The organism is Streptomyces sp. H27-D2, from assembly GCF_035828615.1.
Lineage (GTDB): Bacteria > Actinomycetota > Actinomycetes > Streptomycetales > Streptomycetaceae > Streptomyces.
In genome coordinates this window covers 49,773-76,073 of record NZ_JAYMZR010000008.1, presented here as the reverse complement: position 1 = coordinate 76,073, position 26,301 = coordinate 49,773, and the positions used below count along the sequence as shown (strand labels likewise).

The 26,301-nt window shown below is 70.4% G+C and carries 27 protein-coding genes; 14 read left to right on the top strand and 13 right to left on the bottom strand.

The features are described from left to right. On the top strand, positions 1–1,497 hold the full coding sequence (locus QMK28_RS05545; protein ID WP_326435852.1) for a YibE/F family protein: 1,497 nt from the start codon (positions 1–3) through the stop codon (positions 1,495–1,497). 45 nt (positions 1,498–1,542) lie between these two features. Here QMK28_RS05545 and QMK28_RS05540 read toward each other — a convergent pair whose 3' ends face one another. The 4 genes from QMK28_RS05540 to QMK28_RS05525 form a co-directional block, all read right to left on the bottom strand. Further along, entirely contained in the window at positions 1,543–1,968 is a 426-nt protein-coding gene (locus QMK28_RS05540; RefSeq protein ID WP_326435851.1) for an SsgA family sporulation/cell division regulator, read from the bottom strand. Between the two features lie 103 nt (positions 1,969–2,071). Beyond that, a complete protein-coding gene (locus QMK28_RS05535) occupies positions 2,072–2,842 on the bottom strand; it encodes an IclR family transcriptional regulator (protein WP_326435850.1) in 771 nt (256 codons plus the stop codon). A 373-nt stretch (positions 2,843–3,215) separates the two neighbouring features. Then, on the bottom strand, positions 3,216–3,437 hold the full coding sequence (locus QMK28_RS05530) for a DUF5326 family protein (RefSeq protein WP_326435849.1): 222 nt from the start codon (positions 3,435–3,437) through the stop codon (positions 3,216–3,218). A gap of 135 nt (positions 3,438–3,572) precedes the next feature. Further along, positions 3,573–3,890 carry a cupin domain-containing protein gene (locus QMK28_RS05525; protein WP_326435848.1) on the bottom strand — a complete coding sequence of 106 codons (318 nt, stop codon included), beginning with the start codon at positions 3,888–3,890 and terminating at the stop codon, positions 3,573–3,575. A gap of 48 nt (positions 3,891–3,938) precedes the next feature. On the opposite strand from QMK28_RS05525, the gene QMK28_RS05520 reads away from it, so the two are divergent. From QMK28_RS05520 to QMK28_RS05505, 4 genes are all read left to right on the top strand, one after another. Continuing rightward, positions 3,939–4,316, top strand: coding sequence for a phage holin family protein (locus tag QMK28_RS05520; protein ID WP_326435847.1), 378 nt, complete (start codon positions 3,939–3,941; stop codon positions 4,314–4,316). 5 nt (positions 4,317–4,321) lie between these two features. Beyond that, entirely contained in the window at positions 4,322–5,803 is a 1,482-nt protein-coding gene (locus tag QMK28_RS05515; RefSeq protein ID WP_326435846.1) for a cystathionine gamma-lyase, read from the top strand. Between the two features lie 51 nt (positions 5,804–5,854). Further along, a complete protein-coding gene (locus tag QMK28_RS05510) occupies positions 5,855–6,757 on the top strand; it encodes a LysR family transcriptional regulator (RefSeq protein WP_326435845.1) in 903 nt (300 codons plus the stop codon). A gap of 84 nt (positions 6,758–6,841) precedes the next feature. After that, on the top strand, positions 6,842–7,321 hold the full coding sequence (locus tag QMK28_RS05505; protein ID WP_326435844.1) for an NUDIX hydrolase: 480 nt from the start codon (positions 6,842–6,844) through the stop codon (positions 7,319–7,321). Between the two features lie 220 nt (positions 7,322–7,541). Here the strand turns inward: QMK28_RS05505 and QMK28_RS05500 are convergent, their stop codons facing one another. From QMK28_RS05500 to QMK28_RS05490, 3 genes are all read right to left on the bottom strand, one after another. Then, positions 7,542–8,306, bottom strand: a complete 765-nt coding sequence (locus tag QMK28_RS05500) for a pyridoxamine 5'-phosphate oxidase family protein (protein ID WP_443050548.1) — start codon at positions 8,304–8,306, stop codon at positions 7,542–7,544. Positions 8,307–8,586: 280 nt separating this feature from the next. After that, positions 8,587–10,341, bottom strand: coding sequence for a globin domain-containing protein (locus tag QMK28_RS05495; RefSeq protein WP_326435842.1), 1,755 nt, complete (start codon positions 10,339–10,341; stop codon positions 8,587–8,589). Between the two features lie 370 nt (positions 10,342–10,711). Further along, positions 10,712–11,362, bottom strand: coding sequence for an HAD family hydrolase (locus QMK28_RS05490; protein WP_326435841.1), 651 nt, complete (start codon positions 11,360–11,362; stop codon positions 10,712–10,714). A 265-nt stretch (positions 11,363–11,627) separates the two neighbouring features. Between QMK28_RS05490 and QMK28_RS05485 the strand changes: the two genes are divergently transcribed. From QMK28_RS05485 to QMK28_RS05470, 4 genes are all read left to right on the top strand, one after another. Continuing rightward, complete coding sequence (locus tag QMK28_RS05485; protein WP_326435840.1) at positions 11,628–12,215, top strand: DUF2269 family protein; 588 nt, start codon at positions 11,628–11,630, stop codon at positions 12,213–12,215. Positions 12,216–12,344: 129 nt separating this feature from the next. Beyond that, positions 12,345–12,824 carry a MarR family winged helix-turn-helix transcriptional regulator gene (locus QMK28_RS05480; RefSeq protein ID WP_326435839.1) on the top strand — a complete coding sequence of 160 codons (480 nt, stop codon included), beginning with the start codon at positions 12,345–12,347 and terminating at the stop codon, positions 12,822–12,824. Positions 12,825–12,834: 10 nt separating this feature from the next. Then, entirely contained in the window at positions 12,835–13,287 is a 453-nt protein-coding gene (locus QMK28_RS05475) for a GNAT family N-acetyltransferase (RefSeq protein ID WP_326435838.1), read from the top strand. Between the two features lie 109 nt (positions 13,288–13,396). After that, positions 13,397–14,389, top strand: a complete 993-nt coding sequence (locus tag QMK28_RS05470) for an NADPH:quinone reductase (protein WP_326435837.1) — start codon at positions 13,397–13,399, stop codon at positions 14,387–14,389. 147 nt (positions 14,390–14,536) lie between these two features. On the opposite strand, the gene QMK28_RS05465 is transcribed toward QMK28_RS05470, so the two are convergent. Next, positions 14,537–15,928, bottom strand: coding sequence for a serine hydrolase domain-containing protein (locus QMK28_RS05465; RefSeq protein ID WP_326435836.1), 1,392 nt, complete (start codon positions 15,926–15,928; stop codon positions 14,537–14,539). Positions 15,929–16,190: 262 nt separating this feature from the next. Here QMK28_RS05465 and QMK28_RS05460 point away from each other — a divergent pair, with 262 nt between their 5' ends. From QMK28_RS05460 to QMK28_RS05450, 3 genes are all read left to right on the top strand, one after another. Then, positions 16,191–16,703, top strand: coding sequence for a MerR family transcriptional regulator (locus tag QMK28_RS05460; protein ID WP_326435887.1), 513 nt, complete (start codon positions 16,191–16,193; stop codon positions 16,701–16,703). Continuing rightward, positions 16,703–17,035: a thioredoxin gene (gene trxA, locus QMK28_RS05455; RefSeq protein ID WP_326435835.1), complete on the top strand. Its 333-nt coding sequence runs from the start codon at positions 16,703–16,705 to the stop codon at positions 17,033–17,035. The genes QMK28_RS05460 and trxA overlap by 1 nt, the downstream gene beginning before the upstream one ends. A 628-nt stretch (positions 17,036–17,663) precedes the next feature. Next, positions 17,664–18,908 (top strand): phosphatase PAP2 family protein, encoded by a 1,245-nt coding sequence (locus tag QMK28_RS05450; protein WP_326435834.1) that lies wholly within the window; start codon positions 17,664–17,666, stop codon positions 18,906–18,908. Between the two features lie 135 nt (positions 18,909–19,043). On the opposite strand, the gene dnaB is transcribed toward QMK28_RS05450, so the two are convergent. After that, positions 19,044–21,671 (bottom strand): replicative DNA helicase, encoded by a 2,628-nt coding sequence (gene dnaB / locus QMK28_RS05445; RefSeq protein ID WP_443050547.1) that lies wholly within the window; start codon positions 21,669–21,671, stop codon positions 19,044–19,046. A 674-nt stretch (positions 21,672–22,345) separates the two neighbouring features. On the opposite strand from dnaB, the gene QMK28_RS05440 reads away from it, so the two are divergent. Next, the gene (locus tag QMK28_RS05440) at positions 22,346–23,686 is read left to right on the top strand and encodes an MATE family efflux transporter (RefSeq protein ID WP_326435832.1); all 1,341 of its coding nucleotides are present in this window, start codon (positions 22,346–22,348) and stop codon (positions 23,684–23,686) included. A gap of 113 nt (positions 23,687–23,799) precedes the next feature. Here QMK28_RS05440 and rplI read toward each other — a convergent pair whose 3' ends face one another. The 4 genes from rplI to rpsF all read right to left on the bottom strand — a co-directional run bounded on the left by rplI (position 23,800) and on the right by rpsF (position 25,656). Then, the gene (gene rplI, locus QMK28_RS05435) at positions 23,800–24,246 is read right to left on the bottom strand and encodes a 50S ribosomal protein L9 (RefSeq protein ID WP_326435831.1); all 447 of its coding nucleotides are present in this window, start codon (positions 24,244–24,246) and stop codon (positions 23,800–23,802) included. Between the two features lie 18 nt (positions 24,247–24,264). Next, positions 24,265–24,501 carry a 30S ribosomal protein S18 gene (gene rpsR, locus QMK28_RS05430; protein WP_031512678.1) on the bottom strand — a complete coding sequence of 79 codons (237 nt, stop codon included), beginning with the start codon at positions 24,499–24,501 and terminating at the stop codon, positions 24,265–24,267. A gap of 61 nt (positions 24,502–24,562) precedes the next feature. Then, positions 24,563–25,222, bottom strand: coding sequence for a single-stranded DNA-binding protein (locus tag QMK28_RS05425; RefSeq protein WP_326435830.1), 660 nt, complete (start codon positions 25,220–25,222; stop codon positions 24,563–24,565). Positions 25,223–25,365: 143 nt separating this feature from the next. Further along, positions 25,366–25,656 carry a 30S ribosomal protein S6 gene (rpsF, locus tag QMK28_RS05420; RefSeq protein WP_326435829.1) on the bottom strand — a complete coding sequence of 97 codons (291 nt, stop codon included), beginning with the start codon at positions 25,654–25,656 and terminating at the stop codon, positions 25,366–25,368. 252 nt (positions 25,657–25,908) lie between these two features. Here rpsF and QMK28_RS05415 point away from each other — a divergent pair, with 252 nt between their 5' ends. Then, on the top strand, positions 25,909–26,226 hold the full coding sequence (locus QMK28_RS05415; protein WP_326435828.1) for a hypothetical protein: 318 nt from the start codon (positions 25,909–25,911) through the stop codon (positions 26,224–26,226). The last annotated feature ends 75 nt before the right edge of the window (positions 26,227–26,301 follow it).

The window sequence follows — 26,301 nt, the reverse complement described above, 5'->3', positions numbered from 1 at the left end:
GTGACCCACACCGAACCCGGCCCCCCGCCGCCCGGCTCCAGCCACGGCCACTCGCACGGCCACGGCCCCGCCGCACCCGTCTCCCGGCACTTGCGCAAGGTCATCGCGGCGGTGCTGATCCCGTTCGCCGCCGCCGTCGTCGTCGGCCTGCTCGCGCTGTGGCCGGGCGGCGCGCCGGACCACGAGCGCACCGGTGTCGGCTTCGACCAGCAGACCCAGCAGGCGCGGGTCACCAAGGTCGAGGAGGTGGACTGCGCGGCGGTGAACGCCCAGCCCGAGCAGGGACAGCAGCCCCCGACGTCCGGCGACGGCTCGTCGCAGGCCCCGCCGGACAAGGGCAACTGCGAGCGGGCTGCCATCCAGGTCACGACGGGCAAGGACAAGGGCCGCACGTTCCCCGCCGTCGTCACCCCCGACGCCTCCCGGCACTACACGACCGGCCAGAAGGTCGTGGTCGCGTACGCCCCGAAGGCGCCGAAGGAGCTCCAGTACTCGGTGACGGACGTGGACCGCACCTTCCCGATGGCGCTGCTGGCGGGCCTCTTCGCGCTCGCCGTCATCGCCGTCGGGCGGCTGCGCGGCCTCTTCGCGCTGATCGCGCTGGCCGTCAGCTTCGGAATCCTGATCCTGTTCATCCTGCCCGCGATCCTGCAGGGGTCGAATCCCTTGCTGGTCGCGGTCGTCGGAGGCAGCGCGATCATGCTGATCGCGCTCTACATGTGCCATGGGCTGACGGCCCGCACCTCGGTGGCGGTGGTCGGCACCCTCGTCTCGCTGCTGCTGATCGGGCTGCTCGGCTCGCTCTTCATCGGCTGGGCGCAGCTGAGCGGCAACACCGACGACCAGACCGGGCTGGTGCACGGGCTCTATCCGGGCATCGAGATCCGCGGCCTGCTGCTGGCCGGGGTCATCATCGGCTCGCTCGGCGTGCTCGACGATGTGACCGTCACCCAGACCTCGGCGGTGTGGGAGCTGAAACAGGCCGATCCGTCCTTGGGATGGCGGCAGTTGTACGTATCGGCGATGCGGATCGGGCGCGATCACATCGCGTCGGTGGTCAACACCCTGGTGCTGGCCTACGCGGGCGCGGCGCTGCCGCTGCTGCTGCTCTTCTCGATCGCGCGCAGCGATGTCGGGACGGTCGCGACGAGCGAGATCGTGGCGGAGGAGATCGTCCGGACGCTGGTGGGCAGCATCGGCCTCGTCGCCTCGGTCCCGGTGACCACGCTGCTGGCCGCGCTGGTCGTCTCGGCGGACCGTACGCGGTCGAAGGCGGCCGGGGAGACGGCTGGGGCGGCGGCCCTGGGGACCGGGGTCGCCGCCGGGGCCGGGTCGGCCGGGGCTGGGGCTGGGCCGACCGGGGCTGGGGCTGGGGCTGGGCCGACCGGGCCGCCTTACTCGCCGGGTGCGCCCGGCGGGCCGCCCGTACCGCCCGCCGCGCCGGATGAGCGCGGCAGGCCCTCACGGGGCCCGTCGGGACGGCGGCGCAAGCGGTAGCCCCGGTCGCTGAGACCGCGTCAGCGGCCTCGTTCAGCAGCCTCGTCAGCCGGCGCTCTGCGAACCGGCGAGGATGCGGTCCAGCTCCGCGTCGAGGTTGCCGCAGACCTCTTCCTGACCCAGCGCGACCAGCCGGTCGGTGCGGTCGAGGAAGGCGACCAGCGGCGGGGCGCCGGAGCGGAACAGCGCGCCCTCCGCGCCCACCTGGAGCCGGATGAACACATCCGCGAGGTGCTCGTCCGAGGACGGCTCGATGCGGACGTCGCCCTCGCCGGACGGGCCGCTGAGCCCGTCCAGCAGCAGCTCCCGGCCGAAGGACCAGGTCACCGGCACATCGCCGGGGAGGTCGAAGGTGAGTCGGATGGCATATGGATCGTGACTGTCGAACTCGAGGTCGACCGGAATCCGGAACGAGAGCTCCTCGGAAACGAGGAAGCTCATCATCAATTGCGCCTGAACCGTGTCACTCATCTTCCACTTCCCCAAAGGTGCAGGAGATGGCCGGGAATAGTCCCCCATGGCCCTATTGACGCCATGGTGCGTCATCGGCTAGCAGATCACAAGGAGTGATTTTTCAGATACTGATAGAGAAAGAAAGCGACGTGAGCGCCTTTTCGGCCATTAAACGTAGTTCTTCCGCTACGGGGCGTAGTCGTTCGCCCTGGTTCAGGGGCAGCGAAACCGCCAAGGTCGCGACCGCCGAACCCACCGAGATCGGGACAGCCGCGCACACCGTCCCGAGCACGTACTCCTGCCGCTCGTACACGACTTGGCCGGCTCGGGCCGCGTCCAGACGCAGCATCAGCTCCCGCTCGTCGGCCACCGAATAGGGCGTGAGCGCGTGCACCGGGTAGCGCGCGAAGTGGTCCCTGCGGGCCTGCTCGTCCAGTTGCCCGAGCAAGCACTTACCGATCGCGTGAGCGTGGCCGGTCGCACGAAAGTCCACCCATTCCGCCACGGCTGGGTGATCGGGTGTGTCCGCGACGGCCACCACCTCGATCTCGCCATCCCGGTAGACGGCGAAGTAGACGGCCGCACCGAGCGCTTTGCTCGCTTCCGCCAGCACATCGCCGAGCTGCGCGCGCCGCCGCTGACGGGCTCCGGCGGTGCCGAGGAATTCGGCCGACTCGCCGAACACGAACACGCCGCCCCGCCGGTGCAGATATCCCTCGTGGGTCAGCGTCCGCAGCAGGTGATAGGTGGTGGGCAGCGGAATGCCGGTCTCCCTGGCGAGCTGCTTCGCGGGCGCTCCGCCGGCATGCGAGCCAACGGCCTCCAGGAGCCGCAGCGCCCGCCGCACCGACCCGATCAAGGTCGGGTGGGCAACGGCTTCGCCGTTCACCATCGCCAATACCATCCCCAGGATCCGACGCGGGCGCGCGCCCGCACGCGGAGCCCGCCTCCGCGTCAGCCACGCCTCCCCAGGGCTCCACCGCCGACACGCCGTACCGGCCTGAGCTTTAACGGCCAAAACGGAGCGTCACCATGAGGAAGACGACAGTGATTTGCACTCTAACGTGACCACTCCTGACGCAAAGACGATTAGCTTGCGAGTTAGCTCCCCCGGCCTAGCGTCCGTAAGACGAGCCGCGCGACGGGCCCCGCGACAGGGCCCGCACGCCCAAACGGCCGGCCCGGGACACAGTCCCGACCCGGCCGTCAGCCGCAGTCTCCACTCCGGGCAGCCCTACCGCGCAGGGCCGCCCGCGCCCGCCCGCCTACCAGTCGCTGCGCGAAGAAGACGAACCCGACATGAACTTCCGCGCCAGGTAGATCACCCCGGCGACGAGCGCCACGAAGATCAGCACCTTGAACAGCAGGCCGATCACGAATCCGATCACGCTCATGATCAGGCCGCCGAAGACGACGATCGCGATGACCGGCACCGCGACCCACTTCACCCACCACGGCAAGCCCGCGAATATCTCCTTCGCCGCCACTGTCTTCCCCTGCTCTCCATTGAGTCTCGACTACCTCTGCGCACCTTCGATGCTAGGGCGGGCCGGGGGCGGATGGGGACGCCGCAGCCCCGGTCCTCCCCCGACCGGTCCCCTACGGGAACCGGAGCCCGGCCCTCAGCTCTCAGGGGGAGAGAAGACCACCATGACCCGTAGATCCTCGCTGATGTGATGGAACTTGTGCGGCACGCCCGCCGGTACGTAGACCACGCTGCCGCGCGCGACCTCGGTCGTCTCGGCGCCGACGGTGATCGCCGCCCGGCCGCTCACGACCATGTACACCTCGTCCTGGCCGTGCGGCTGCTGCGGATCGACCGTGCCCGCGCTGAGCGCGTACAGCCCGACCGACATGTTCCGCTCGCGCAGGAACTGGAGGTACGCGCCGTCGTTCGCGGCGCGCTCCGCCTCCAGCTCTTCCAGCCGGAATGCCTTCATGCCCGTCCCACCCCTTGCCGCCGTGGCCTCTTCTGCAACGATCACACCATGAAGAATTTCGTAGTCAAGACGCTCGCCAACGCGGGAGCCCTGGCCGTGGCCATCTGGCTGATCCAGGACATCACGCTGAGCGGCGACAGTACCGGGCGCAAGGCACTGACCCTGGTGCTGGTCGCGCTCGTCTTCGGCCTGGTGAACTTCCTCGTGAAGCCGGTCGTGAAGCTGCTGTCGCTGCCCTTGTTCATCCTCACGCTCGGCCTCATCACGCTGGTCATCAACGCGCTGATGCTGCTGCTCACCTCATGGCTGGCCGACAAGCTGGAACTGAGTTTCCACGTCGACGGCTTCTGGACCGCCGTGCTGGGCGGCCTGATCATCAGCATCGTCTCCTGGGCGCTGAACATGATCATGCCGGACGAGGACTGATCGCCGTGCCCCGGACGGCGGACGGGCCCAGGCCCGACGACAGCCGCCCCGACCCCGGCCGGGGCGGTCCCGACCATCCCGATCCCGACCATCCCGATCCCGACCATCCCGATCCCGACCGGCCCGGTCCCGACCGGCCGAGTTCCGGTCACCCCACCCCCGACCACCCCAGCGCCGGCGACGGCAGCGACAACGGCGACGGCACCCGCGTCGTACGGGCCGGCCTGCCCGAGCCGCAGGCGTACGAGCCGACGCTGCCCGGACCGGTCTTCGCCGCCCACTTCCACCTTCCGGGCGAAGCTACCGGACCGTACCGCTACGGGCGCGAGGAGAACCCGACCTGGACGCTGCTGGAGCAGGCGATCAGCGAGCTGGAGTCGCCCGGCGTCCCGGCCGAGACCGTGATCTTCCCGTCCGGCATGGCCGCTGCCGCGGCGGTGCTGATGTCGCGGGTCGCGTCCGGCGACGCCGTCGTCCTGCCGTCCGACGGCTACCAGGCGCTGCCGCTGCTCCGCGAGCGGCTCACCTCGTACGGCGTCGAGGTGCGCACCGCGCCGACCGCCGACGACGCGCAGCTCGCACTGATCGACGGCGCGAAACTGCTGTGGCTGGAGACGCCGTCCAACCCCGGCCTCGACGTGTGCGACATACGCCGGCTCGCCGACGCCGCACACGCGGCCGGCGCGCTGGTCGCGGTCGACAACACCCTCGCCACCCCGCTCGGCCAGCGCCCGCTGGAACTGGGCGCGGACTTCTCCGTCGCCAGCGGCACCAAGGCGCTGACCGGGCACGGCGACGTACTGCTCGGCTACGCGACCTGCCGCGACCCCGAGCTGGCCGCCTCGCTGCGGCTCTGGCGCAAGTCGATCGGCGCCGTCCCCGGCCCGATGGAGAGCTGGCTGGCGCACCGTTCGCTGGCGACCCTGCGGCTGCGCGTCGACCAGCAGGCGGCGGGCGCGATGACGCTCGCCGAGGCGCTCCGCGAGCGCCCCGACGTCACCGGGCTGCGCCACCCCGGGCTGCCCGACGACCCCGCGCACCAGTTGGCCGTACGCCAGATGCGCGGCGGCCGATTCGGCTGCGTGGTCTCCTTCACGCTGCCCGACCGGGCGTACGCGGAGCGCTTCCTGAGCGCACTGCGACTGGTGGACGAGGCAACCAGCTTTGGCGGCGTACGGTCAACCGCGGAGCGGCGCGGACGCTGGGGCGGAGACGCGGTTCCGGAAGGCTTCATCCGCTTCTCGGTGGGCGTCGAGGACCCTGCCGACCTGGTGACGGACGCGCTGCGCGCGCTGGACGAGGCGGCCCGCGCCGCGGGCAGGACCGCGGGTGTGTCGGGGCGGTACGTAATCGGGTGGTTCGAGCCTCCCCCCTCGTGGCTCGAACCACCCCGGTTCCGAGCATCAAGAACCGCATCAGCAAGGCTAGTTGACTCTGCGTCAGTGTCCAATCACCCTAGCGGCACAGTCCTATCGACATATTTATAGTTGCGCGAGGATCGGGCACGTCCAGCCGACCGCCGAGCCGAGGAGCAACGCATGGATCTGGCTCTCTTACGCACGTTCGTCACGGTGCACCGAGCCGGGTCCTTCACCCGGGCCGCCGCGCTCCTTGGCCTGTCCCAGCCCGCCGTCACCAGCCAGATACGCCATTTGGAACAGCAGTTGGGCCGCCCCCTGTTCCTGCGCAAGGCCCGCGGCGTCACCCCTACCACCGTCGGCGACGAACTCGCCCACAAGATCGCCCCGCACCTCGACGCGCTCACCGCGATCACCGAGGCGGACGACGACGCCGACGACCGGTCCGCGCCCCGCACCCTGCACCTCGCGGGCCCGCCGGAGTTCACCTCGCTGCGCGCGCTGCCCGCGCTCGCCGCCCTGATCCCGCACGGCCTCGCCCTGCGCGCCACCTTCGGCTCCGCCGAGGAGATCCTGGCCGGCCTCGCCGCCGGGCACCACGACCTCGCCATCACCACTGCCCGGCCGCGCGGCGGACTGCTCAGCGCCACCGCGCTCTGCGACGAGGAACACGTGCTGGTCGCCTCCCCGCGCTGGGCTGCCCGGCTGGGCGGACCCGCGGTGCTGCACGCCAGAGGCGTCAGCGCGCTGCGCGACGTGCCGGTCGTCGAGGTGCACGAGAGCCTGCCGCTCGTCACCCGCTACTGGACGGCCGTCTTCGACACCGAGCCCGCCGTCACCGGCACCGTCGTCGTCGCCGACCTGCGGGCCGTACTGGCGTGCGTGACGGCCGGCGCGGGGCTCGCCGTGCTGCCGCGCTATCTGTGCGCCGACGCGCTGGACACCGGCGAGATCGTCGCCCTGCTCGACCCGCCGGTGCCGCCGCTGCGCACGTACTTCCTGGTGGTGCGGACCGGGACGCTCGGTCTGCCGCACATCGCGCGCACCCACGAGTGGCTGCTGCGCGCCGCCGTCGACTGGTGATACCGAACGTCATCGGCTGATGCCTGCTGGTACCCGTGCGCGGTGAGGAGTTTCAAGAGCCCCGCGCCGGGCCACATCACTCCCATGACCGATCGACTCGTGGTCAAGCGCACCGCCCGTGCCATCCTCCTCGACGGCGAGGAGATGATCCTCATCAAGCGGACCAAACCCGGCGAGAAACCCTACTGGATCACTCCGGGCGGCGGGGTCGAGCCGGAGGACGCCACCGTCGTCGCGGCGCTGCACCGCGAGGTCGACGAGGAACTGGGCGCGAAGGTCACCGACGTGGTCCCCGCCTTCGTCGACACCGTCTCGCACAGCACCCACCACGCCGCGCACGGCGTGAAGGTGCAGCACTTCTTCGTCTGCCGACTGGAGTCGATGGACCTCTCCCGCCGGCACGGCCCCGAGGTGGACGAGCCGTGCGGCGAGTACGACGTCGTCCGCGTCCCGTTCACCCGGGAGGGCGTCGCGTCGGTCGAGGTCGTGCCGCCGTCGCTGCGCGCGTATCTGGACGCCAACATCGAGGGGGTACGGGCGCTGCTCGCGGACGATCTGGAGTGAGGTGAGGGGTGCTGTTGCTGGGGGGCGGCTGCTGGTCGGCGATGGTCGTGCGCGGCGCCCCGCGCGACAGCCTGTTCACCCTGGACACGGTTCGACTTCGCCGCCAGCGGGCCGGGCGAGGGACTGCGGCCCCCGCGCGCCCCGCGTCTGACGGGGGCGCGCTTTACGGCTTGCGCGCCCCCCGCCCCGAGCCGGCGCAGGCACGTTTCCGCACAGCGAGCTAACCGAACCAGCCCCGGAACGGCTGCCGGTCGTCCGCCTCCCGCCGTTCCCGCGCGTCAGCCACGATCCGCTCCGCCTCCTCGCGCCACGCGTCGTGCCGCCGGCTCCGCGCGGTCCGCTCGGACGAGCCGCGCCGCGACGGGCCGTAGTCGCGCGCGCCGGCGGCCGCGCCGAAGAAATCGCCGCCCTTGCGCCGCTGGTCGTCCGTCCCCCAGTCGCCCGCCTGTCGCGAAGGCGTCTGCTGAGAGGGCGCCTGTTGTGGGGGCGTCTGCTGTGAGGACGTCTGCTGCATCCGCGGGATGTGTTTGGCGCAGTGGATGTACGCCTCCTCGACCTCCACGTGCACCCAGAGCTGCGCGCGCCGCCCGGGGACCGGGTCGACGGGCAGGCCGGGATGGTCGGCCCGGACCTCGGCGTCCGGCCGCACCTGGGCCCGTCCGTTGACGTGCAGCCCGATCCGGTCCCGGTGAAAGTCGATCATCAGGATGCCGAGGTGCGGGTTCTCCTCGATGTTGCCGAGGCTCGCCAGCACACCGTTGCCCCGGTACTCCGGGTAGATGAGCGTCTTCTCGTCCAGCACCCGCAGGAAGCCCGGCGGACCGGCCCGGAAGGTGCTGTCGCACTCGCCGTGCCGGTCGGCGGTCGACAGGAAGAACATCTCCTGCCGGCCCACGAACTCGCGCATCCGCGGGTTGAGGCGGTCGAGGACCTGCTCGTCGTAAAACCGGTCGGCGCGCTCGGCGCTGCCCAGCCGCCGTTGCAGCGCGTGCTCGCCGTCGCTGCCGGGACCGCCCGCCGAACGCGCCCCCGTGGACGCCCCGGAGGGCCCCGAGTGGCGGCCTGGCCGCCCGGAGCGACTGGGAGGGGCGGCATGACCGGCGCGGTGCGCGGGGCCGGCACTGGCGGGGCCGACGCGGCCGTCGCCGCCGGGAGCGTCGGCGGGCTCGGAGCCGTCGGGGAGCGGGGCGGCTACCGGGGCCCGCGGATTGTTGAACAGGTCGCCCGGGACCGGCGCACGCTCATGCTCGATGTGATCCACAGTCTCACTCTCCGGCCGCGACCAGCTCTTCGATGGAGTCGTGCCGGATGCGATGGGACGGAATCCCGGCCCCCACCAGGGCGGTCACACCACTGCGGATCATGCCGGGCGGGCCGGACAGATAGGCGTCGTACGCGTTCCACGGGCCGTATCTGCGGACCGCGTCGGGCAGCCGGCCGGTGAGGCTGGTGAGCGTCGGCCCGTCGGAGACGACCGGGCGGACCGAGAGCCACGAGTGCGACTTCTGGAGCCGCAGCATGGTGTCGATGTCGTACAGGTCGTGATCGCTGCGAGCGCCGTAGAAGACCTCCACGGGGCGCTTGCGGCCGTACTCGGCCACGTCCTCGACGAGCGCCTTGATCGGGGCGATGCCGGTGCCGCCGCCCAGGCAGAGCAGCCCGTCGTCGGTGCTGTGGTCGACCGTCATCGAGCCGGCCGGTGCGCCGAGCCGGACGATGTCGCCCGGCCTGGCGCGGTGCACCAGGGCGTTGGACACCCAGCCGGCCGGGATCGCCTTGACGTGGAAGGAGAGCAGACCGTCCGAACGGGGCGCGGCCGAGAACGAGTAGTGCCGCCACACCCGCGGCCACCACGGGGTCTCCAGGCTCGTGTACTGGCCCGCGAGGAAGGGGTACGGCTGGTCGGGACGCACGGTCACGACCGCGATGTCGGCGGTCCGCAGGTCGTGCGAGACGACCTCGGCCTGCCACCAGGGCGGCGCGGTCAGCTCGCTGGCGGCCGCGGAGTCGATCATGATCTGCGAGATCGCCGTGTAGACGCGCACCCAGGCGGCCTCCGCCGCCGGGCTCCAGGTCTCGGGCGCGTACCGGGTGAGCGCGCCGATCAGGCACTCGCCGACGGCCGGGTAGTGCTCAGCCCTGGTGCCGTACTTACGGTGGCCGCGGCCCAGGTGGGAGAGGTAGTCGGTGAGCACTTCGGCGTTGTCCGCGTGCTTGGCGGCGGTGAGCAGCGCCTGGAAGAGACGGTCCCGCTGAGTGTCCATCGCGGCGGGGAACAGCTCCCGCAGCGCGGGGTGCTGGACGAAGAGCAGCGCGTAGAAGTACGAGGTCACCTTGTCGGCGATGGGCTCGATCTCGGCCAGTGTCCGGCGGATGAGGATGGTGTCGGGCGACGCGTCGTCCCTGGGCGCGGCCGGCTCGCGCGGGGGCGCGGGGGCTTGCGGCAGGGGCGCGGGCTCCTGCGAAGCAGCCGGGGTGGCCGCTTGCGCCGGGGGCGCGACCGCCTGGGGAGGCGGCGTGCGCTCGGGCTCGGGCGCTGCCACTGGCTCGTACGGTGCTGCCGACTTGTGCGCTGCTGTCGGCTCGGGCGCTGCCACGGGCTCGTACGGTGCTGCCGACTCGTGCGCCGCTGTCGGCTCGTACCGCGCTTCCTGCTGCGTATTTTGTTCGCGCGGCGCCGCCTGCGGTTGTCGCTGTGCGGCTGCGGGCTGTCGTGGCGGCGCGGGTTCGCGGCGCGCGGTTTCCTGCGCTGGACCGGACTGCGGCGGTACGGACTGCTGCGGCGCTTCCTGCTGCGGCGCGGCCGGCGGCGGTGCGGGCTCGGGGGCCGTACGACCGCGTGTCGCGCCGGTCCCAACCGGTCTTATCGAACTGACCGGTCGGCTCGGTATCCGCTCCTGTTCGTCCTGACCCTGCGGCTGGGACTCAGTCGGCTTCTTCGCCGTACTGAACCATCCCCAATCGCCGCTGTTACCGCCAGAGGTGCCGTTATCGGCTGAACTGGTGGTCGGAGCGTCCATGTTCTGCCTCGCCTCGAACTTCTTTCGGTCGGTCTTCGCACCTTCAGGGTCAGAAGGTGCCCGCTTCTCTCCGTTTCATTTCAGGGCCGATGAACCCGCTCGACTATCCCAACGAATCCCACCAAATGCGACGAAGTTCGACTTCGTGTGACATGAGGTACAGCTGTTGTCTCTGGAGCATGCCACGACCGGGTACCGCATCGGACAAATAGCCGGAAGTCCGGGTGCCGAAGGCACCGTTCCCGTTAGGCTGACGCGTCCTCTGCGGCCCCACGGCAATACCCCGCCAGGAAACCGGAGTCGACCATACCGGCAGCGCTTGAAAGCACAAGCCCGGATCCACGCAGTCTTACCTGGGGTAATGTCCGCGTCACCGATTGCCGTGCCCGAAGCCATCAATGCGCACCAGTTCGTAGGCTTCGCGCAGATCACGACCCGTATAGGTATGCGAGGCGAGGTCGCTGACATGGTGGTCCGCATTCATCGCCACGGACATCGGCAGCGCCCCGAACAACTCCACGTCGGACATCGAATCCCCGTACGCCACACAGTCGGCACGGGTCAGGCCGAACTTCGCACAGAGTTCATCCGCGATCCTCACCTTCGCGGCCGGGGCCAGGATGCCCGCCAGGTCCACCGGTTCGCGGAACGGCACCGTCGGGAAGCGTGAGCCGTACGTCGCGTCCGCGCCCCAGCCCAACAGCCGCTCCACGAAGAAGTTCGGCGACAGCGAGATCACCGCACAGCGCTCGCCGCGGGCCCTGATGTCCGCCCACACCTCGCGGATGCCCGCGAGCCAGGGCGCGCCGTCGAAGGCCGCGGCGACCTGCTCCACCGTGAGATCCGCCCACAGCTCGCGGACCAGCCGCGCGTACTCGGGAGGCGGCAGCAGCCGGCCGGCGAACGCCCGCTCCAACTCGCCGATCTCCTCGACCAGCCCGAGCTGCCGGGAGATCTCCACGGGCGCGGCCGAGCCGTACAGCAGGGTCCCGTCCAGGTCGAACAGATGCAGCTTCGCCATGGACGCGAGCGTATGCCCACGCGGGGGCGCTAAGGGCAGGGGCCGCTACGGGCTCCGGCGGGGCTGCCCCTGGGCGGAGGGCCACCGTGCTCCGGGCGGGGCCGCCCTTCCCGGAGCCCTACCCCGGCATGCCGCGGCACCCGGCCTCCGCTCGCTGCCCCCTGCTCCCTGCCCCCTGCTCCCTGCTCCCTGCTCCCTGCGGAGGCTCCAGGGATACTCCCGCCGTGCGACGCCACAGGCGGCCCCGCACGACACCGTGGAGGACATGCAGTTCTCCCGACCGGCCCGCCGGGCCAACCTCGTCGTCCATGTCGCCGCTTCCGTCGGCTGGTTCGGGCTCACGCTCGGCCTGCTGGCGCTCGGAATCACGGCCGCGGTGACCGAATCCCCGGCCGCCGCCGAGGCCGCCTACCGCTCGATGAAGGTGTTCGGCGACTGGCTGATCATCCCGATCAGCCTGGCCACCCTGGTCAGCGGCCTGGTGCTGTCCCTGGGCACGCCCTGGGGGCTCGCTCGGCACCGCTGGATCTACGCCAAGTTCTGGCTGACCCTGGTGACAGCCGTCGCGTCCGCGCTCGCGCTGCGGCCCGGCATCAACAGCGCCGCCGCCGAAGCCTCGGCCGAGGCCGCCACGGGCCACGCGATCACCGTCGCCCCGAATCTGGTCGCCGCGCCCAGCGTCGCGCTGTCCGCGTACCTCTTCATGACCGTGATCTCGGTGCTCAAGCCCTGGGGCATGACAAAGCGCGGCCGACGCGCTCGCACCGACCGCGTCTCCGCCCGGATGACCGCCGGCTCAGCGGACTCGGTCGGCTCAGCGGGCTCAGTGAGGTCGGCAGCCGGCCGAAGCTGACGAACGGGTCGCCCCGCCGGCATTCACCCTTCATTGCAAACGCGGGCTATTTCGCCGGTGGCCTATCCTGGAGCACAATCGTCGGCACAGCCGCGGACCGCGGAAGTCTCAGTTGAAGGAGGCCGTGGGATGTCGAATCCGAACAGCGCCGGACAGGGCCTCGCCCAGGGCTGGTGCGCGCTCTCCCTGCTGCACGGCAGGATCGAGAGCCACATCGAGCGCGCTCTCCAGCCGAAGCACGAGCTCAGCGTCCGCGAGTACTCCGTCCTCAATGTGCTCAGCGGCCAGCACGACGGCGAGGGCGGCCACCTGCGGATGAACCAGCTGGCGGACTCCGTCGTGCTCAGCCAGAGCGCGACGACCCGGCTGGTGAACCGGCTGGAGGACCGCGGGCTGCTGACTCGCTACCTCTGCCTCACCGACCGGCGCGGCATCTACACCGATGTGACGGACGCCGGCCGGGCGCTGCTCGCCGAGGCCCGGCCGACGCATGACGCCGCCCTGCGCGAGGCTCTCGACGAGGCCGCGCGGCAGCCGGAGTTGGCCCCCCTGGTGAGCGCCGTGGAGGCGCTCCACGGCAGCCCCGCCCCGACAGGCGTCCCGGCGTGAAGTCGCGATCATGAGCGGCTTCGAGATACGCCCGGCGACCGCCGCCGACCTGCCGGCCATCGTGGCGATGCTCGCCGACGACCCGCTGGGCGCCCGCCGCGAATCCCCGGCGGACCTGGCTCCGTACCGTACGGCCCTCGACCGGCTGGTCGCGGACCCGAACCAGCACGTGGTCGTCGCGGTCCGCGACGGCCGTACGGTCGGCACCCTCCAGCTCACCGTCGTCCCCGGCCTGTCGCGGCGCGGCTCCACCCGCTCGATCATCGAGGGCGTACGGGTCCACGGCGACGAGCGCGGCAGCGGCCTGGGCACCCTCCTCATCGAGTGGGCCGTCGAGGAATCCCGCCGCCAGGGCTGCCAGTTGGTACAGCTCACCTCCGACGCCACCCGCGTCGACGCCCACCGCTTCTACGAGCGGCTCGGCTTCGAGCCCTCCCACCTGGGCTTCAAGCTCCAGCTCTGAACGGGCAACGGGCTCCGGAATGGCCTGCGAGCAACCCGAGCGGCACGACGGCGCAGCCGGTGCCACCGCACCCCGTGCCATACCTCGCGAACCGCCGTAAAATCCAACCATGTTGGCCGCCTGGTATGAACGGAAAGGACCGGCCGCCGAGGTCCTGACGGTGGGAGAGCTGGACGATCCCGTGCCGGGGCCGGGCGAACTGCGCATCCGGCTGGAGTTCTCCGGCATCAGCGTCGGAGACGTCAAGAAGCGCCAAGTGTGGTTGGGCGCGGCGCAGATGCCGTATCCGCGTGTGGTGCCGCACTCGGACGGCGCCGGAGTGGTGGACGCGGTCGGCGCGGGCGTCGACCGCAGCAGGGTGGGCCGGCGGGTCTGGTGCTACCGGGCGCAGTCCTACCGCCCGTTCGGCACGGCTGCCCAGTACACGGTCGTCCCGGCCTCCCGAGCCGTGCCGCTGCCGGCCCAAGTGACCACCGAGCAGGGCGCGTGCCTGGGCATCCCGGGGCTGACCGCGCACCGCGCGGTGTTCGCCGACGGGCCGGTCCGGGGGCGGACGGTGCTGGTCACGGGCGGCGTCGGAGCGGTCGGCCGGGCCGCCGTGGCACTCGCCCGCCGGGACGGCGCGCGGGTCATCGCCACCGTCCGGCACAAGACCGACCTCGCCGAGGCCGAGGACAACGGCGCCGACCACGCGCTGCTCACCGGCGGCGGCCTCGCGGAGCAGGTGTGCGAACTGACCGGCGGCGAGGGCGTGGACCGGGTGATCGAGATCGCCTTCGGCGCTAACGTCGCTCTGGACGCGGCCCTGTTGGCCCAGGGCGGTGTGCTCGTCAGCTACGCCACCGACGATCCGCAGCCGCGACTGCCCTTCTGGGAGCTGCTGTTCAAGAACGTGACGGTGCGACTGCTGGGCAGCGACGATTTCCCCGAGTCCCTGAACCGCGCCGCGGCCGACGACCTCAGCGCCGCGGCGGCAGCGGGTGACCTGCGGTTCCCGGTCGCCGAGGTGTTCCCGCTGGAGCGCATCGCCGCCGCCCACCAAGCGGTCGAACGACCGGCCGGGCCGGGGCGGGTGCTGGTCGCCCTGCCGCCGCCGGACTGAGACGCGACCGGACTGAGGCTGGGGCGGGCCTCCGGACAGGGGCCGGGAAGGAGCAGGCGAAGGCAAAGTGAAATCGAACCGATGTTTCACGTGAAACACGATCCCGCCCGCGTCGTCCACCCCACGGCCTCAGCCCGCCCCTGCCCCTCAGCCGGCCTGCCACCCACCCGGGTCGACCCCACCCGGCACCGGAGCGGCCTGCTCGTACGGCTGCCGCGTGAACACGAACGTCCCCAGGTCCAGATGATCGACCACGCCGTCCGCCGCGCGCCGCCCCAGCCGCAGCGTCTCGCCCGCGTAGTAGCCGTCGAGCCCGGTCCAGCTCCCGTCCTCCTCCGGCCGGAAGCGCGAGCCCCTGCCCGCGCCGGAGAGCGGAGCGAGTTGCAGCGCGCGGTCGGCCAGCAACCGGAGCGCGAAGGGGGCCGGCCCCCAGTACCAGGGCCCTGTGAGCTCCAGCAGTTCCGGATCGGCCTGCGGGAGCGGCTTCCACGGCTCGGGCATCCGGGGCTCGTTGTCGGCGACGATGGCGGCCAGGTCCGCCGCGATCGTCGCGACGGCGGGCCCGGACGTGCAGTTGCTCAGCACGACTCCGCCGACGGCGTCCGCCTCGCTCACCCACAGGGCCGCGAGGAAACCGGGCATCGAGCCGGTGTGGCCCGCGAACAGCCGCCCGTCCTTCCGCATCAGCTGCATCCCCAGGCCGTACCCGCCGTCCCAGTCGGGCCCCTGCGGCTCGGTCGCCGGAACGCGCATCTCGGCGACCGAGCCGGCGGCCAGCACCCGCTCGTCGCCCCCCGCCAGAAAGGCCGTCCAGCGGCACAGGTCCGCCGCCGTGGACCAGAGCTGTCCGGCCGGCGCCATCCGCCCGGTGTCCTCGGCCGGCTCGGGCAGCATCACGTCCGCCCACGGGTGCACGGCGAAGCCCCCGGCGTGCGGGGACTGCGGCAGCAGCGTCGTACGCGCCATCCCCAGCGGCTCCAGCACCTCCCGCCGCAGCACCTCGCTCCACGGCTCACCGCGCAGCCGCTCGACGAGCGCGCCCAACAGCGCGTACCCCGGGTTGGAGTAGTGGTGCGTCCGACCGGCCGGGTGCCGCACGGGCCGCTCGCCCAGCACATCGGCGAGCTCAGGACGCAGGCCACCGGGCGTGCGCTCCCACCACGGCCCGCGCGCCTCGGCGGCCAGCCCGGCGGTGTGCGAGAGCAGTTGGGCGATCGTCGGGTCGCCGATCCCCTCGGCGCCGGCCTCGGAGTCGAGGTGCTTGCGCACGGGATCGGCCAGGTCGAGCCGCCCCTCGTCGCGCAGCCGCATGACCAGCACGGCCACGAAGGTCTTGGTCAGCGATCCGATGCGGTACTGGGTATCGGCGTCGGGACCGTGCCTCACGATCATACTGCGCCCCCCGGACCAGACCATCCGGCCCTCCCGCATCACGGCGCCGACCAGGGACGGCGTACGCCCACCGGCCTGACCGACCGCGATCCGGTGCAGCAACGCCCGCTGGGTGCCGGGCAGCAGCTCTTCGTACGGTGTGGACACGGGGCTCCTCGGTGGATCGTCAGGCTGTCGGGTCGTTCATCGACTTCTCGACCCTAAAAGACTCCGTTGGGAAAGACCGAGCTTGTTCGGCCCAGTGCCATTCGATGGTGCCGAGCAGCCCGAGCGGCCCGAGCGGCGAGCACGCTGACCGGGCGATAGCCGTTGGCGCCGTCCTGCCCCGCACCGAGCCGGGCTGGCTTTGACGCCAACGTCAAGGTCTACCGTCGTGACCGTTGGCGCGGAGCGGCCGGAAGGAGCGGGCATGCGGATCGGCGAGCTGGCGGAACGGGCGGGCATCACCACCCGAGCGCTGCGGTATTACGAGTCCCGCGGCCTGCTCAGGGCCCGGCGCACGGTAAACGGGTACCGGGCGTACGACGAGGACGACCTGCTGCTGGTGCGGCAGATCCGCATCCTCCAGGACTTCGGCTTCGAACTGGAGGAGACCCGGCCCTTCATCGAATGCCTCCAGGCGGGCCACCCGGCGGGCGACTCCTGCCCGGCCTCGCTGGAGGTGTACCGGCGCAAGCTCGCGGAACTGGACGACTGCATCGACCGCTTGCAGCAGGTACGGCGGCAGATCGGCAGCCAACTGGCCCGAGCCGAGGTCGAATCCGCGGCGAGCACGCCGGGCGGCCCGGAACCGCTCTGCGAACTCACACCACGGGCCGAACCGACCGGACACGCAACACACGCGGCACACGCGGCACACGCGGCACACGCGGCACACGCGGCACACGCGGCACACGCAACACATCGAGAGGGGAGCAGGTAATGGCATACGCACAAGCGGTCGCCTCGGTCACGGACGACACCTTCGGCGAAGAGGTACTGGCGTCCGAGATCCCGGTCCTGGTGGACTTCACGGCCTCATGGTGCGCGCCGTGCCGCATGATCGCGCCGGTGCTGGCGGAGCTGGCCGAGGAGGAGGCCGGCCGGCTCAAGATCGTGCAGCTGGACGTCGACAAGGACCCCGGCATCGCAGCCGCGTACGGCGTGCTCTCCATGCCGACCCTCATGGTCTTCCGCGCCGGCGAGCCGGTGAAGTCGATGGTGGGAGCGCGCCCGAAGCGGCGGCTGCTGCAGGAACTGTCCGAGGTGGTGTGACCTGGGCTGCGCCGGGCCGGGCCGCGGTGAAACCGAGTCTGCCCGGACCGGGCTTGGCCGACGTCCCCGTACGGGCCGCACCGGGGGCTGTACCTGCGCGTTGTGGCGTACGGACGGCCAGTGCGTTTCGGTAGCGGGGGCAGGACGCGGTGGCTGACCGCGAAGGCCGCACGCTGTATTCGGCGTGTTGGCGGTATGTCAACATCCCGCCCAGGCTGCCAGTTCACGGCCTTGTGCACACGCTTGAGAGCCCACTGGGCAACCCGTGACGCCCTCGATGCCCGCCGGGCGTCGAGAGTTGCATGGGCATCCCCGAGACGCTGGACCATCGAGCGCAGGATCGACCGACCTTCGCACCACCCGTGACCAGCGAAACCCACCCTGACCGCTCCGATAGCATGTTCAAACTCACGACGATCACATCGCCCGCCCTTCACCGGAAAACCATGCTATCCAGCACGATGAGTAACCAATTTAACCAACATCCAGCAAATCGGCTAAACAATTGACATCTATAGCATCGCGGGCGTTTTCGCGAATAAACTCCAGAATTACGTTCGCCGCGTGGCGTCAACCACGGGCGATATTGTGGGCCACGGCGGGTGTGGCGGCCCTCGGATTCCTCATCATGCTGGAGATCGCCGCGCGTCGCTACGGCCTACCGGGGCCAATCACCAATCAGGTGCAAGAGCTGATATTCGCCCCCAAATCGGGCCCCCTGTTGTACGCCGCTATGGCGTTGATGATGGTGGTGCTCACCTGGCGGCAACGGTTCATCGCGGCTGGTGCCGCGATCGGCATCGACGTCGCCTTCTTGCTGGTGCGCTGGGCGGTCGACGCCAAGACGACCAGCGGGCACCCCTTCGGCAACGGCGCGTTGTGGGTGATTTTGGGCTATGCGGTCATCGCTGTCACGCGCCGCGCAGGCCGGGAACGTGTCCTGCTGCTGAAGGGCGTCGGGCTGGGACTGCTGCTGGTGGCCGGCCGCAAAACTGGCGATATCTGGCTACTCATCACGTCGAAGACCCGCCCGGCGGTGCTCGACCAGTACGTGGCAACCGCCGATCACGCGCTGGGCAACCCGTCGTGGCTGGCAGGCCGGATCGTCACGGCCACCGGCCCGATCGGCGCCCATGTTCTCGACTACGTCTACATTCAGCTTGCGGTGGCCGCGGTCATCGTCGCGCTGTACCAGCTGCGTGACGTGGCGGTCGAGCGCCGCTTCCCGGGCCATCATCTGGTGCGCACCTTTCTGGTGATCGGCCTCCTCGGGCCGGGCATCTACATGATCTTCCCGGTGGTCGGACCGATCTTCGCTTACGGCGCCGACGGCGGGCACTTCGCGGTGGCCAACCTGTGGCCGGACACGCTGCCGCCGATCAATACCCCGCACCAGATGCCATTCGACGAGATCACCCCACGCAACTGCATGCCCAGCCTGCACACAGCGTGGGCCACCGCGATCTTCATTCATTCCCGCAAGGGCCCACGGATTCTGCAATTCGCAGGCGCGTTCTGGCTGATTGCTACGCTCGGCGCAACGCTGGGTTTCGGCTACCACTACGGCGTGGATCTCATTGCCGGCGTGGTGTTCGCGCTCACGATCGAGGCAGCTCTGCGCTCGATCGAACGTGGCTGGGATCGGTCAGGAATCCAGCTGGTCGCTTACAGCGCAACGGTCTTCACTGCGCTCCTGGTGTCATATCGCTATCTGCCGATGGAGATGGCCAAACATCCGTGGGTATTTGGACCACTTCTCATTCTGGCGATGACCTCAGTGATCCACAGCTACGTACGGACCACCAAACTGTGGGAACCGAAGGCCGCACCAGCGCGGCAACCGGAACCGCAACCGCAACCCGAACTGGTTTGAATCATGTTGCATCAGGTTGTGGGCTGAGCGCTTCCCGAGTGGGGCCGGGATGCTGTACGTGTGCGGGCGAAGACCGTCACCGACCCTTCTCACGGGCGAGGTCGGGCGAAATTCGAGAACCTACAAACAGCCCGCTCAGGTCTGAGCCATATCCACGAAGCGCGAGTAGTGGCCCTGGAAGGCGACCGTGATCGTCGCCGTCGGACCGTTACGGTGCTTCGCCACGATCAAGTCGGCCTCGCCCGCGCGCGGCGACTCCTTCTCGTAGGCGTCCTCGCGGTGCAGCAGGATCACCATGTCCGCGTCCTGCTCGATCGAGCCCGACTCACGGAGGTCGGAGACCATCGGCTTCTTGTCCGTCCGCTGTTCGGGACCACGGTTCAGCTGGGACAGCGCGATGACCGGCACCTCCAGCTCCTTCGCGAGCAGCTTGAGGTTTCGCGACATGTCCGAGACTTCCTGCTGGCGGCTCTCGGGACGGCGTGAGCCACCGGACTGCATCAGCTGGAGATAGTCGATGACGACCAGCTTGAGGTCCTGCCGCTGCTTGAGGCGGCGGCACTTGGCGCGGATCTCCATCATCGACAGGTTCGGCGAATCGTCGATGAACAGCGGAGCCGCCGAGACGTCCGGCATCCGCCTGGCCAGCCGGGTCCAGTCCTCGTCCGTCATGCTGCCGGACCGCATGTGGTGCAGCGCGACCCGGGCCTCGGCGGACAGCAGGCGCATCGCGATCTCGTTGCGGCCCATCTCGAGCGAGAAGATCACGCTCGGCAGATTGCTCTGGATCGAGCAGGCCCGCGCGAAGTCCAGCGCGAGCGTGGAGTTGTGCACGACGATGTCGTCGGCGACGAAGTTGTGCGTGCCGTCGATGGTGAGGTCGTAGACCCGGTCCTCGCCGTCCGGTTCGACCGACTCGATCCGGTCCCAGCGCACGTCGGCGTCCGCGAGGTCACCGAGCGGCTGTGAGTCCAGGGCCTTGGCGATCTCCTGGAGCCGGTGGCGGCCGAGCGGCCGGCCCGTCCGCCAGTCGTGATCACGCGCACGCCCGCAGCGCTCGCTGACCTCCGCCCAGCTCAGCGAGGAGCCCTTCTCGGCCTCGATGAGGTCCCAGATCTCCGCGGGAAGCACGTCTGTACCGGACGGAGTCTCGTCCGTGTCCGCGCGCTCGGCCTCGCCCAGCGCTTCGAGCACCTCGGCGACCCGCTGCTCCTGGCCGAAGACGCCGACCCGCGCCGCGAAGACGCGGAGCTGGTCGAGGTCCTCGATGAGCACCTGATGGACCACGCGCTCCTGCTGCCCAAGCCGGCCCCCGGGCCGCGTCTGCGGGGCGGCGACACACCGCGACACCACAGCCGTGACGCCGAGCCGCAGCAGCAGATGCGCCACGTCCCGCGCCAGCCGCTCACTCACGGAGCGGTAGCCGATCTGCGGCCGACCAGCGGTTCCGGCAGAGGTCGAAGCCCAGCCGTCGGTCGCGAACAGGCGCGACAGAAGCAGCGCGATCTGCTGCTCGGGCAGCCGGAAGAAGACCTCGGGCACGAACTTCTCGCGCCGATCGCGCGGATCGCACCGGCCGGAGCCGGTCTCGTTGAGGGCCTCGCCCAGGCCCCACTCCCGGAACCGCTCGACCAGCACATGCGCGCCGTCCAGAACCGGGCTGAAGCTGATCCGCGAGCCGTGCCCGGGCCCGCCGCTCCGCTCCGTACCGCCGTCCGCTCGCAGCATCAGCTCCGCCGCCCAGTGCGCCGCGTCGTCGCCGGTGAGCGGGCAGGCAGCGGTGAAGTACGGGACGTCGCCGCCCGAAGCGTCGTCGCCGAGCAGGTAGCCGGTGAGGGCCACCAGCGCGCGGGGCAGCTCGGCGGAAGCCTCCGCGCGGACCTCGCGCGGCACGGCCACCCGCTCGCCGGGCCGCAGCTCCTCCAGCGGCACCCAGCCGCGCAGGGTGCGGAAGGGGTGGTTGCCCGTGGCGCGGATTCTGCGGCCGAGTCCGGTGGTGAGGGCGAAGACCGGCTTCACGCCGTTGTCGATGAAGTCCGAGGGGCGGACCGGGCTCAGCTTCCAGGCGTCGCCCAGCGTCTGGACCGCGAGGTCTTCGCCGGCCTGTCCCCGGCTGACGAACTCCGCGACGGTCATCCGCCGGCCGGTGTTCGCCTCGACCAGGGTGGAGCCGGCCGCCAGGCACTTACCCATCGCGGGCCGCGCCGCGATGACGATCATCTGGCCGGGGTGCAGCCCGTTGGTCAGCGCGTCCAGGTCCGTGAAGCCGGTCGGCACGCCGGACATCTGGCCGCTGCGCGAGCCGATGGCCTCGATCTCGTCGAGCGCGCCCTCCATGATGTCGCCGAGCGGGAGGTAGTCCTCCGAGGTCCGCTGCTCGGTGACGGCGTAGATCTCCGCCTGGGCGGAGTTGACGATCTCGTCGACGTCGCCGTCCGCCGCGTAACCCATCTGGGTGATACGGGTGCCCGCCTCGACCAGCCGGCGCAGCACGGCCCGCTCGTGGACGATCTCGGCGTAGTACTCGGCGTTGGCCGCGGTGGGGACCGACTGGACGAGGGTGTGCAGGTACGAGGCCCCGCCGACCTTGGTGATCTCACCGCGCCGGGTCAGCTCCGCGCCGACCGTGATCGGGTCGGCCGGCTCGCCTTTCGCGTAGAGGTCGAGGACCGCCTGGAAGACGGTCTCGTGGGCGGGCCGGTAGAAGTCGGGGCCCTTGAGGACCTCGATCACATCGGCGATGGCGTCCTTGGAGAGCAGCATGCCGCCGAGCACCGACTGCTCGGCGTCCAGGTCCTGCGGCGGTACGCGCTCGAAGTTCGTCGCGGACCAGGAGCCGCCGTCGTCGTCCCCGCGGTCGTGCTGTTCGGCCCGGCCGCGCCCCTTGCCCTCGCCGCGGCGGCCGGAGCGGGCGGCGGGCAGGCGGTCGCTGGGACCGCCTTCGTCCCAGGGGTCGTCCGTGTGCTCGGGTTGACTCACCCCGCCACCTCCTCCCGTCCGCAACGCGGACCTTGCCGTGCCACTTCTTTCTTACGGCACAGCTCTGACAAATGGGACGCCCGACTCCGCTTACGGCGCGTCGAGTTCGCTCGGATCCGGAGCCGGAACAGGCAGCGGGCGCCGGACCACGGTAGGCCCGCGGGGACCGTCAGCCAAGATGGTTATCCACAGGGCATGTGGATGAAGGGGCCCAGCCTGTGGAGAAGTCCGCCGAAGCTGTGCACAGTGCGGGGGAAAGAGCTGTGGACAAACACACAATCACTCAACGGGCGCGCCCCTGACCTGCACTTTCCCTATGCACCGGCTGTGCAGAAGAAAAACTTCGAGAACCAGCCCAAGATCGCGACAAACGGCGCACAGAAGATCGGTCCGGCCCTCGAAAAGTAAGGACCAGTAGGCAGTTGTGTCACTTACCTGTGGAAGATTAGATTGACTCCATGCCCCAGGCCCCCGCGACACCGAAGCGCAGCAGCCGCCGACACGACCGCGAAATCGTCGCGCTCGCCCTCCCCGCCTTCGGCGCACTCGTCGCAGAGCCCCTCTTCCTGATGGTCGACAGCGCCGTCATCGGCCACCTCGGCACCCCCCAGCTGGCCGGTCTCGGCATCGCCGCCGCCCTCCTCACCACCGCCGTCAACGTCTTCGTCTTCCTCGCCTACGCCACCACCGCCGCTGTCGCCCGCCGCCTCGGCGCAGGCGACCTCCCCGCCGCCATCCGGCAGGGAATGGACGGCATCTGGCTCGCTCTGCTGCTCGGCGCCGTCGTCATCGCCGTCGTGCTGCCCACCGCCCCCGCGCTCATCGGGCTCTTCGGCGCCTCCGACACCGCGGCCCCGTACGCCGTCACCTATCTGCGCATCAGCTCGATCGGCATCCCGGCCATGCTCGTCGTGCTCGCCGCCACCGGCGTGCTGCGCGGTCTGCAGAACACCCGCACCCCGCTCTACGTCGCCATCGGCGGCTTCACCGCCAACGCCGCCCTCAACATCGCGCTCGTCTACGGCGCCGGGCTCGGCATCGCGGGCTCCGCCTGGGGCACCGTGATCGCCCAGTGCGCGATGGCCGCCGTCTACCTCGTCGTGGTCGTACGGGGAGCGCGCAAGCACCACGCCCCGCTCCGCCCCGACCTGGCCGGCATCCGGGCCTGCGCCCAGGCCGGAGTACCGCTGCTGGTCCGCACGCTCTCGCTGCGCGCGATCCTGATGATCGCCACCGCGGTGGCCGCCCGGCTCGGGGACGTCGACGTCGCCGCGCACCAGATCGTACTGACCCTGTGGAGCCTGCTCGCCTTCGCGCTGGACGCGATCGCCATCGCGGGCCAGGCGATCATCGGCCGCTACCTCGGGGCGAGCGACACCCAGGGCGCGAAGGCCGCCTGCCGCCGCATGGTCCAGTGGGGCATCGCCGCGGGCGTGCTGCTGGGTCTGCTGGTCGCGCTCTCCCGGCCGCTGTTCATCCCGCTGTTCACCACGGACCCGTCGGTACGGGACGCTCTGCTGCCCGCACTCCTGGTGGTCGCCGTCGTGCAGCCCGTTTCCGGCCTGGTCTACGTGCTGGACGGGGTGCTGATGGGCGCGGGCGACGGCCCCTACCTGGCCTGGGCCATGCTGGCGACGCTCGCCGTCTTCGCCCCGGTCGCACTCGCCGTTCCCGCGATGGGCGGCGGCCTGACCGCGCTGTGGTGGGTGATGGGCCTGATGATGGCGGTCCGGATGATCACCCTGTGGGGGCGTGCCCGCTCCGGCCGCTGGATCGTGACCGGAGCCGTCCGCGCCTGAACGCGCCGGGAGCCCGCCGTACCGGGCGAGCCGGACGGCGAAAGGGCCGCCACCCCAGTGGGGTTGCGGCCCTTTCGTCATGCTGTGCCGTACGCGAAGCGTCAGGCGGTACGTCAGGCTGCGACGACCTCGACGCCAACCTTGGCGGCGACCTCGGCGTGCAGACGCACGGACACCTGGTGCGCGCCCAGGGTCTTGATCGGCGAACCGAGCTCGATCCGACGCTTGTCGACGTCCGGACCACCCGAAGCCTTGATCGCCGTAGCGATGTCAGCCGGGGTGACGGAGCCGAACAGGCGGCCGGCATCGCCGGCGCGGGTGCTCAGGAGCACCTTGACGCTCTCGAGCCGGCCCTTGATCTCGTTGGCCTGCTCGATCGTGGCGATCTCGCGGATCTTGCGACCCCGACGGATCTGCTCTACGTCCTTCTCGCCGCCCTTGGTCCAGCGGATCGCGAAACCACGCGGGACCAGGTAGTTGCGAGCGTAGCCGTCCTTGACGTCTACGACCTCGCCGGCCGTACCGAGGCCGGAGACCTCGTGGGTGAGGATGATCTTCATGATTCGGTCACCCTCTCCTTATCGCGCGGTCGACGTGTAGGGCAGCAGCGCCATCTCACGGCTGTTCTTCACGGCCGTTGCGACGTCACGCTGGTGCTGAGTGCAGTTGCCGGTCACGCGGCGGGCACGGATCTTGCCGCGGTCGGAAATGAACTTCCGCAGCATGTTCGTGTCCTTGTAGTCCACGTAGACCGTCTTGTCCTTGCAGAACGCGCAAACCTTCTTCTTAGGCTTGCGGGGAGGCGGCTTCGCCATTGTCTCTCTCCTGTGTCATCAAGAAGTGTGTGCTGTCGCCCTTCGGCCCGTTCGCACGGACCTAGAAGGGCGGCTCGTCCGAGTAGCCGCCGCCGGAGTTACCGCCGGAATTGCCGCCGGTGTTGCCACCGCCGGAGCCGCCGCCCCAGCCGCCGCCACCGCCGCCGCCCTGCTGGCCGCCGCCGGCCGGCGCGCTGGTCGCCCACGGGTCGTCGGCGGGAGCCCCGCCACCGCCCTGCGGGCCACTGGCGCCACCACCGGCATTGCCGCCGGAGCCGCCGCCCCAGCCGCCGCCGCCCTGGCCGCCGCTGCCGCCACCCTGCTGCCCGCCGCCGTAGCCGCCCTGACCACCACGACCGGTGGTCTTGGTGACCTTGGCGGTGGCGTTCTTCAAGCTGGCGCCCACTTCCTCGACGTCCAGCTCGTAGACCGTGCGCTTCACGCCTTCGCGGTCCTCGTAGGACCGCTGCTTGAGTCGGCCCTGCACGACGACACGCATGCCGCGTGTGAGCGACTCAGCGACGTTCTCCGCCGCCTGACGCCAGACCGAGCACGTGAGGAAGAGGCCATCGCCGTCCTTCCACTCGTTGGTCTGCTTGTCGAAGATGCGGGGTGTGGACGCGACACGGAACTTCGCGACCGCCGCACCCGACGGGGTGAAGCGCAGCTCGGGGTCGTCGACGAGATTGCCGACGACCGTGATGACGGTCTCGCCTGCCATGGTGGGAACCTCTCGGCGCGGGGTCCGGGGAGACCCCGGGAATACGCTGTGCTGGCTGCGGATTGCTTGGCGTTGCTTGGCGTTGCTTGGCTACTCAGATCCCTGCGACCTGAACCGATCCTTCAGTCCCGGAAGACTGAGGGTCAGTGGATCTCGGGACGGAGGACCTTGGTCCGGAGGACCGACTCGCTCAGGTTCATCTGACGGTCGAGCTCCTTGACGACCGCAGGCTCGGCCTGCAGGTCGATGACCGAGTAGATGCCCTCGGGCTTCTTGTTGATCTCGTACGAGAGCCGACGACGGCCCCAGGTGTCGACCTTCTCGACCTTGCCGTTGCCCTCACGGACGACAGCAAGGAAGTTCTCGATCAGGGGAGAGACTGCTCGCTCCTCGAGATCGGGGTCGAGGATGACCATCACCTCGTAGTGACGCATGTAAAACCCACCTCCTTTGGACTCAGCGGCCACGGTCGTTCCGTGGCAGGAGGGTCGTTATGCGTTAGCAACGGTATCGGCCGGCACTGACAATCCCGGGGGATCGAGAGCACGGGGGCAGACACCGGTGCAGACCGTACAGAGTACCTGCACCGAGGCTTCCGGTTGAAATCCGGCTGCCTATCGCCGCAATCTGTACACATCGGGTATGTGCGGCGCTAGGGTGCGCCGCCTTCCGCCAGGAGGTGCCCCATGGCACAGGCAGTACGGCAACACCGCAGCCCTCTCTCCTTCCTCAACACCGACGGCAAGGCCCATCCGGTCGAGAACAGCTTCGCCGCGGCGACGCTGCTGCTCGGCCTGGTGGCGATCATCAGCTCGCTCTCCCCCGGCCTGCACCTGGTCAGCTCATGGGCCGGACTGGTGGGCATTCTCACTGGCGCCTGGGGTCAGATGATCTCCGCGACGACCCCTGAACGCTTCCTGCTGATCGTCGGCCTCGGGGCAGCCGCGGTCGGCTTCTTCCTCGGCATGGCACACGGCGGGCTCTTCGGCGGTGTGCTGGGTTAGCCCCGGGACCAAACGGGGCGTTCCTCGGTCACAGTAGGCTTCGCGGCGAGAGCCGGAGCCCCGCCCCTGGGGACA

What these genes read in the sequence shown, in the direction of transcription:
- QMK28_RS05540 (WP_326435851.1), bottom strand. Translation starts at nt 1,968, where the DNA reads ATGAGTGACACGGTTCAGGCGCAATTGATGATGAGCTTCCTCGTTTCC.
- QMK28_RS05535 (WP_326435850.1), bottom strand. Translation starts at nt 2,842, where the DNA reads ATGGTGAACGGCGAAGCCGTTGCCCACCCGACCTTGATCGGGTCGGTG.
- QMK28_RS05525 (WP_326435848.1), bottom strand. Translation starts at nt 3,890, where the DNA reads ATGAAGGCATTCCGGCTGGAAGAGCTGGAGGCGGAGCGCGCCGCGAAC.
- QMK28_RS05520 (WP_326435847.1), top strand. Translation starts at nt 3,939, where the DNA reads ATGAAGAATTTCGTAGTCAAGACGCTCGCCAACGCGGGAGCCCTGGCC.
- QMK28_RS05510 (WP_326435845.1), top strand. Translation starts at nt 5,855, where the DNA reads ATGGATCTGGCTCTCTTACGCACGTTCGTCACGGTGCACCGAGCCGGG.
- QMK28_RS05505 (WP_326435844.1), top strand. Translation starts at nt 6,842, where the DNA reads ATGACCGATCGACTCGTGGTCAAGCGCACCGCCCGTGCCATCCTCCTC.
- QMK28_RS05495 (WP_326435842.1), bottom strand. Translation starts at nt 10,341, where the DNA reads ATGGACGCTCCGACCACCAGTTCAGCCGATAACGGCACCTCTGGCGGT.
- QMK28_RS05490 (WP_326435841.1), bottom strand. Translation starts at nt 11,362, where the DNA reads ATGGCGAAGCTGCATCTGTTCGACCTGGACGGGACCCTGCTGTACGGC.
- QMK28_RS05485 (WP_326435840.1), top strand. Translation starts at nt 11,628, where the DNA reads ATGCAGTTCTCCCGACCGGCCCGCCGGGCCAACCTCGTCGTCCATGTC.
- QMK28_RS05480 (WP_326435839.1), top strand. Translation starts at nt 12,345, where the DNA reads ATGTCGAATCCGAACAGCGCCGGACAGGGCCTCGCCCAGGGCTGGTGC.
- QMK28_RS05475 (WP_326435838.1), top strand. Translation starts at nt 12,835, where the DNA reads ATGAGCGGCTTCGAGATACGCCCGGCGACCGCCGCCGACCTGCCGGCC.
- QMK28_RS05470 (WP_326435837.1), top strand. Translation starts at nt 13,397, where the DNA reads ATGTTGGCCGCCTGGTATGAACGGAAAGGACCGGCCGCCGAGGTCCTG.
- QMK28_RS05460 (WP_326435887.1), top strand. Translation starts at nt 16,191, where the DNA reads ATGCGGATCGGCGAGCTGGCGGAACGGGCGGGCATCACCACCCGAGCG.
- trxA (WP_326435835.1), top strand. Translation starts at nt 16,703, where the DNA reads ATGGCATACGCACAAGCGGTCGCCTCGGTCACGGACGACACCTTCGGC.
- QMK28_RS05450 (WP_326435834.1), top strand. Translation starts at nt 17,664, where the DNA reads ATGCTGGAGATCGCCGCGCGTCGCTACGGCCTACCGGGGCCAATCACC.
- dnaB (WP_443050547.1), bottom strand. Translation starts at nt 21,671, where the DNA reads ATGCTGCTCTCCAAGGACGCCATCGCCGATGTGATCGAGGTCCTCAAG.
- QMK28_RS05440 (WP_326435832.1), top strand. Translation starts at nt 22,346, where the DNA reads ATGCCCCAGGCCCCCGCGACACCGAAGCGCAGCAGCCGCCGACACGAC.
- rplI (WP_326435831.1), bottom strand. Translation starts at nt 24,246, where the DNA reads ATGAAGATCATCCTCACCCACGAGGTCTCCGGCCTCGGTACGGCCGGC.
- rpsR (WP_031512678.1), bottom strand. Translation starts at nt 24,501, where the DNA reads ATGGCGAAGCCGCCTCCCCGCAAGCCTAAGAAGAAGGTTTGCGCGTTC.
- QMK28_RS05425 (WP_326435830.1), bottom strand. Translation starts at nt 25,222, where the DNA reads ATGGCAGGCGAGACCGTCATCACGGTCGTCGGCAATCTCGTCGACGAC.
- rpsF (WP_326435829.1), bottom strand. Translation starts at nt 25,656, where the DNA reads ATGCGTCACTACGAGGTGATGGTCATCCTCGACCCCGATCTCGAGGAG.
- QMK28_RS05415 (WP_326435828.1), top strand. Translation starts at nt 25,909, where the DNA reads ATGGCACAGGCAGTACGGCAACACCGCAGCCCTCTCTCCTTCCTCAAC.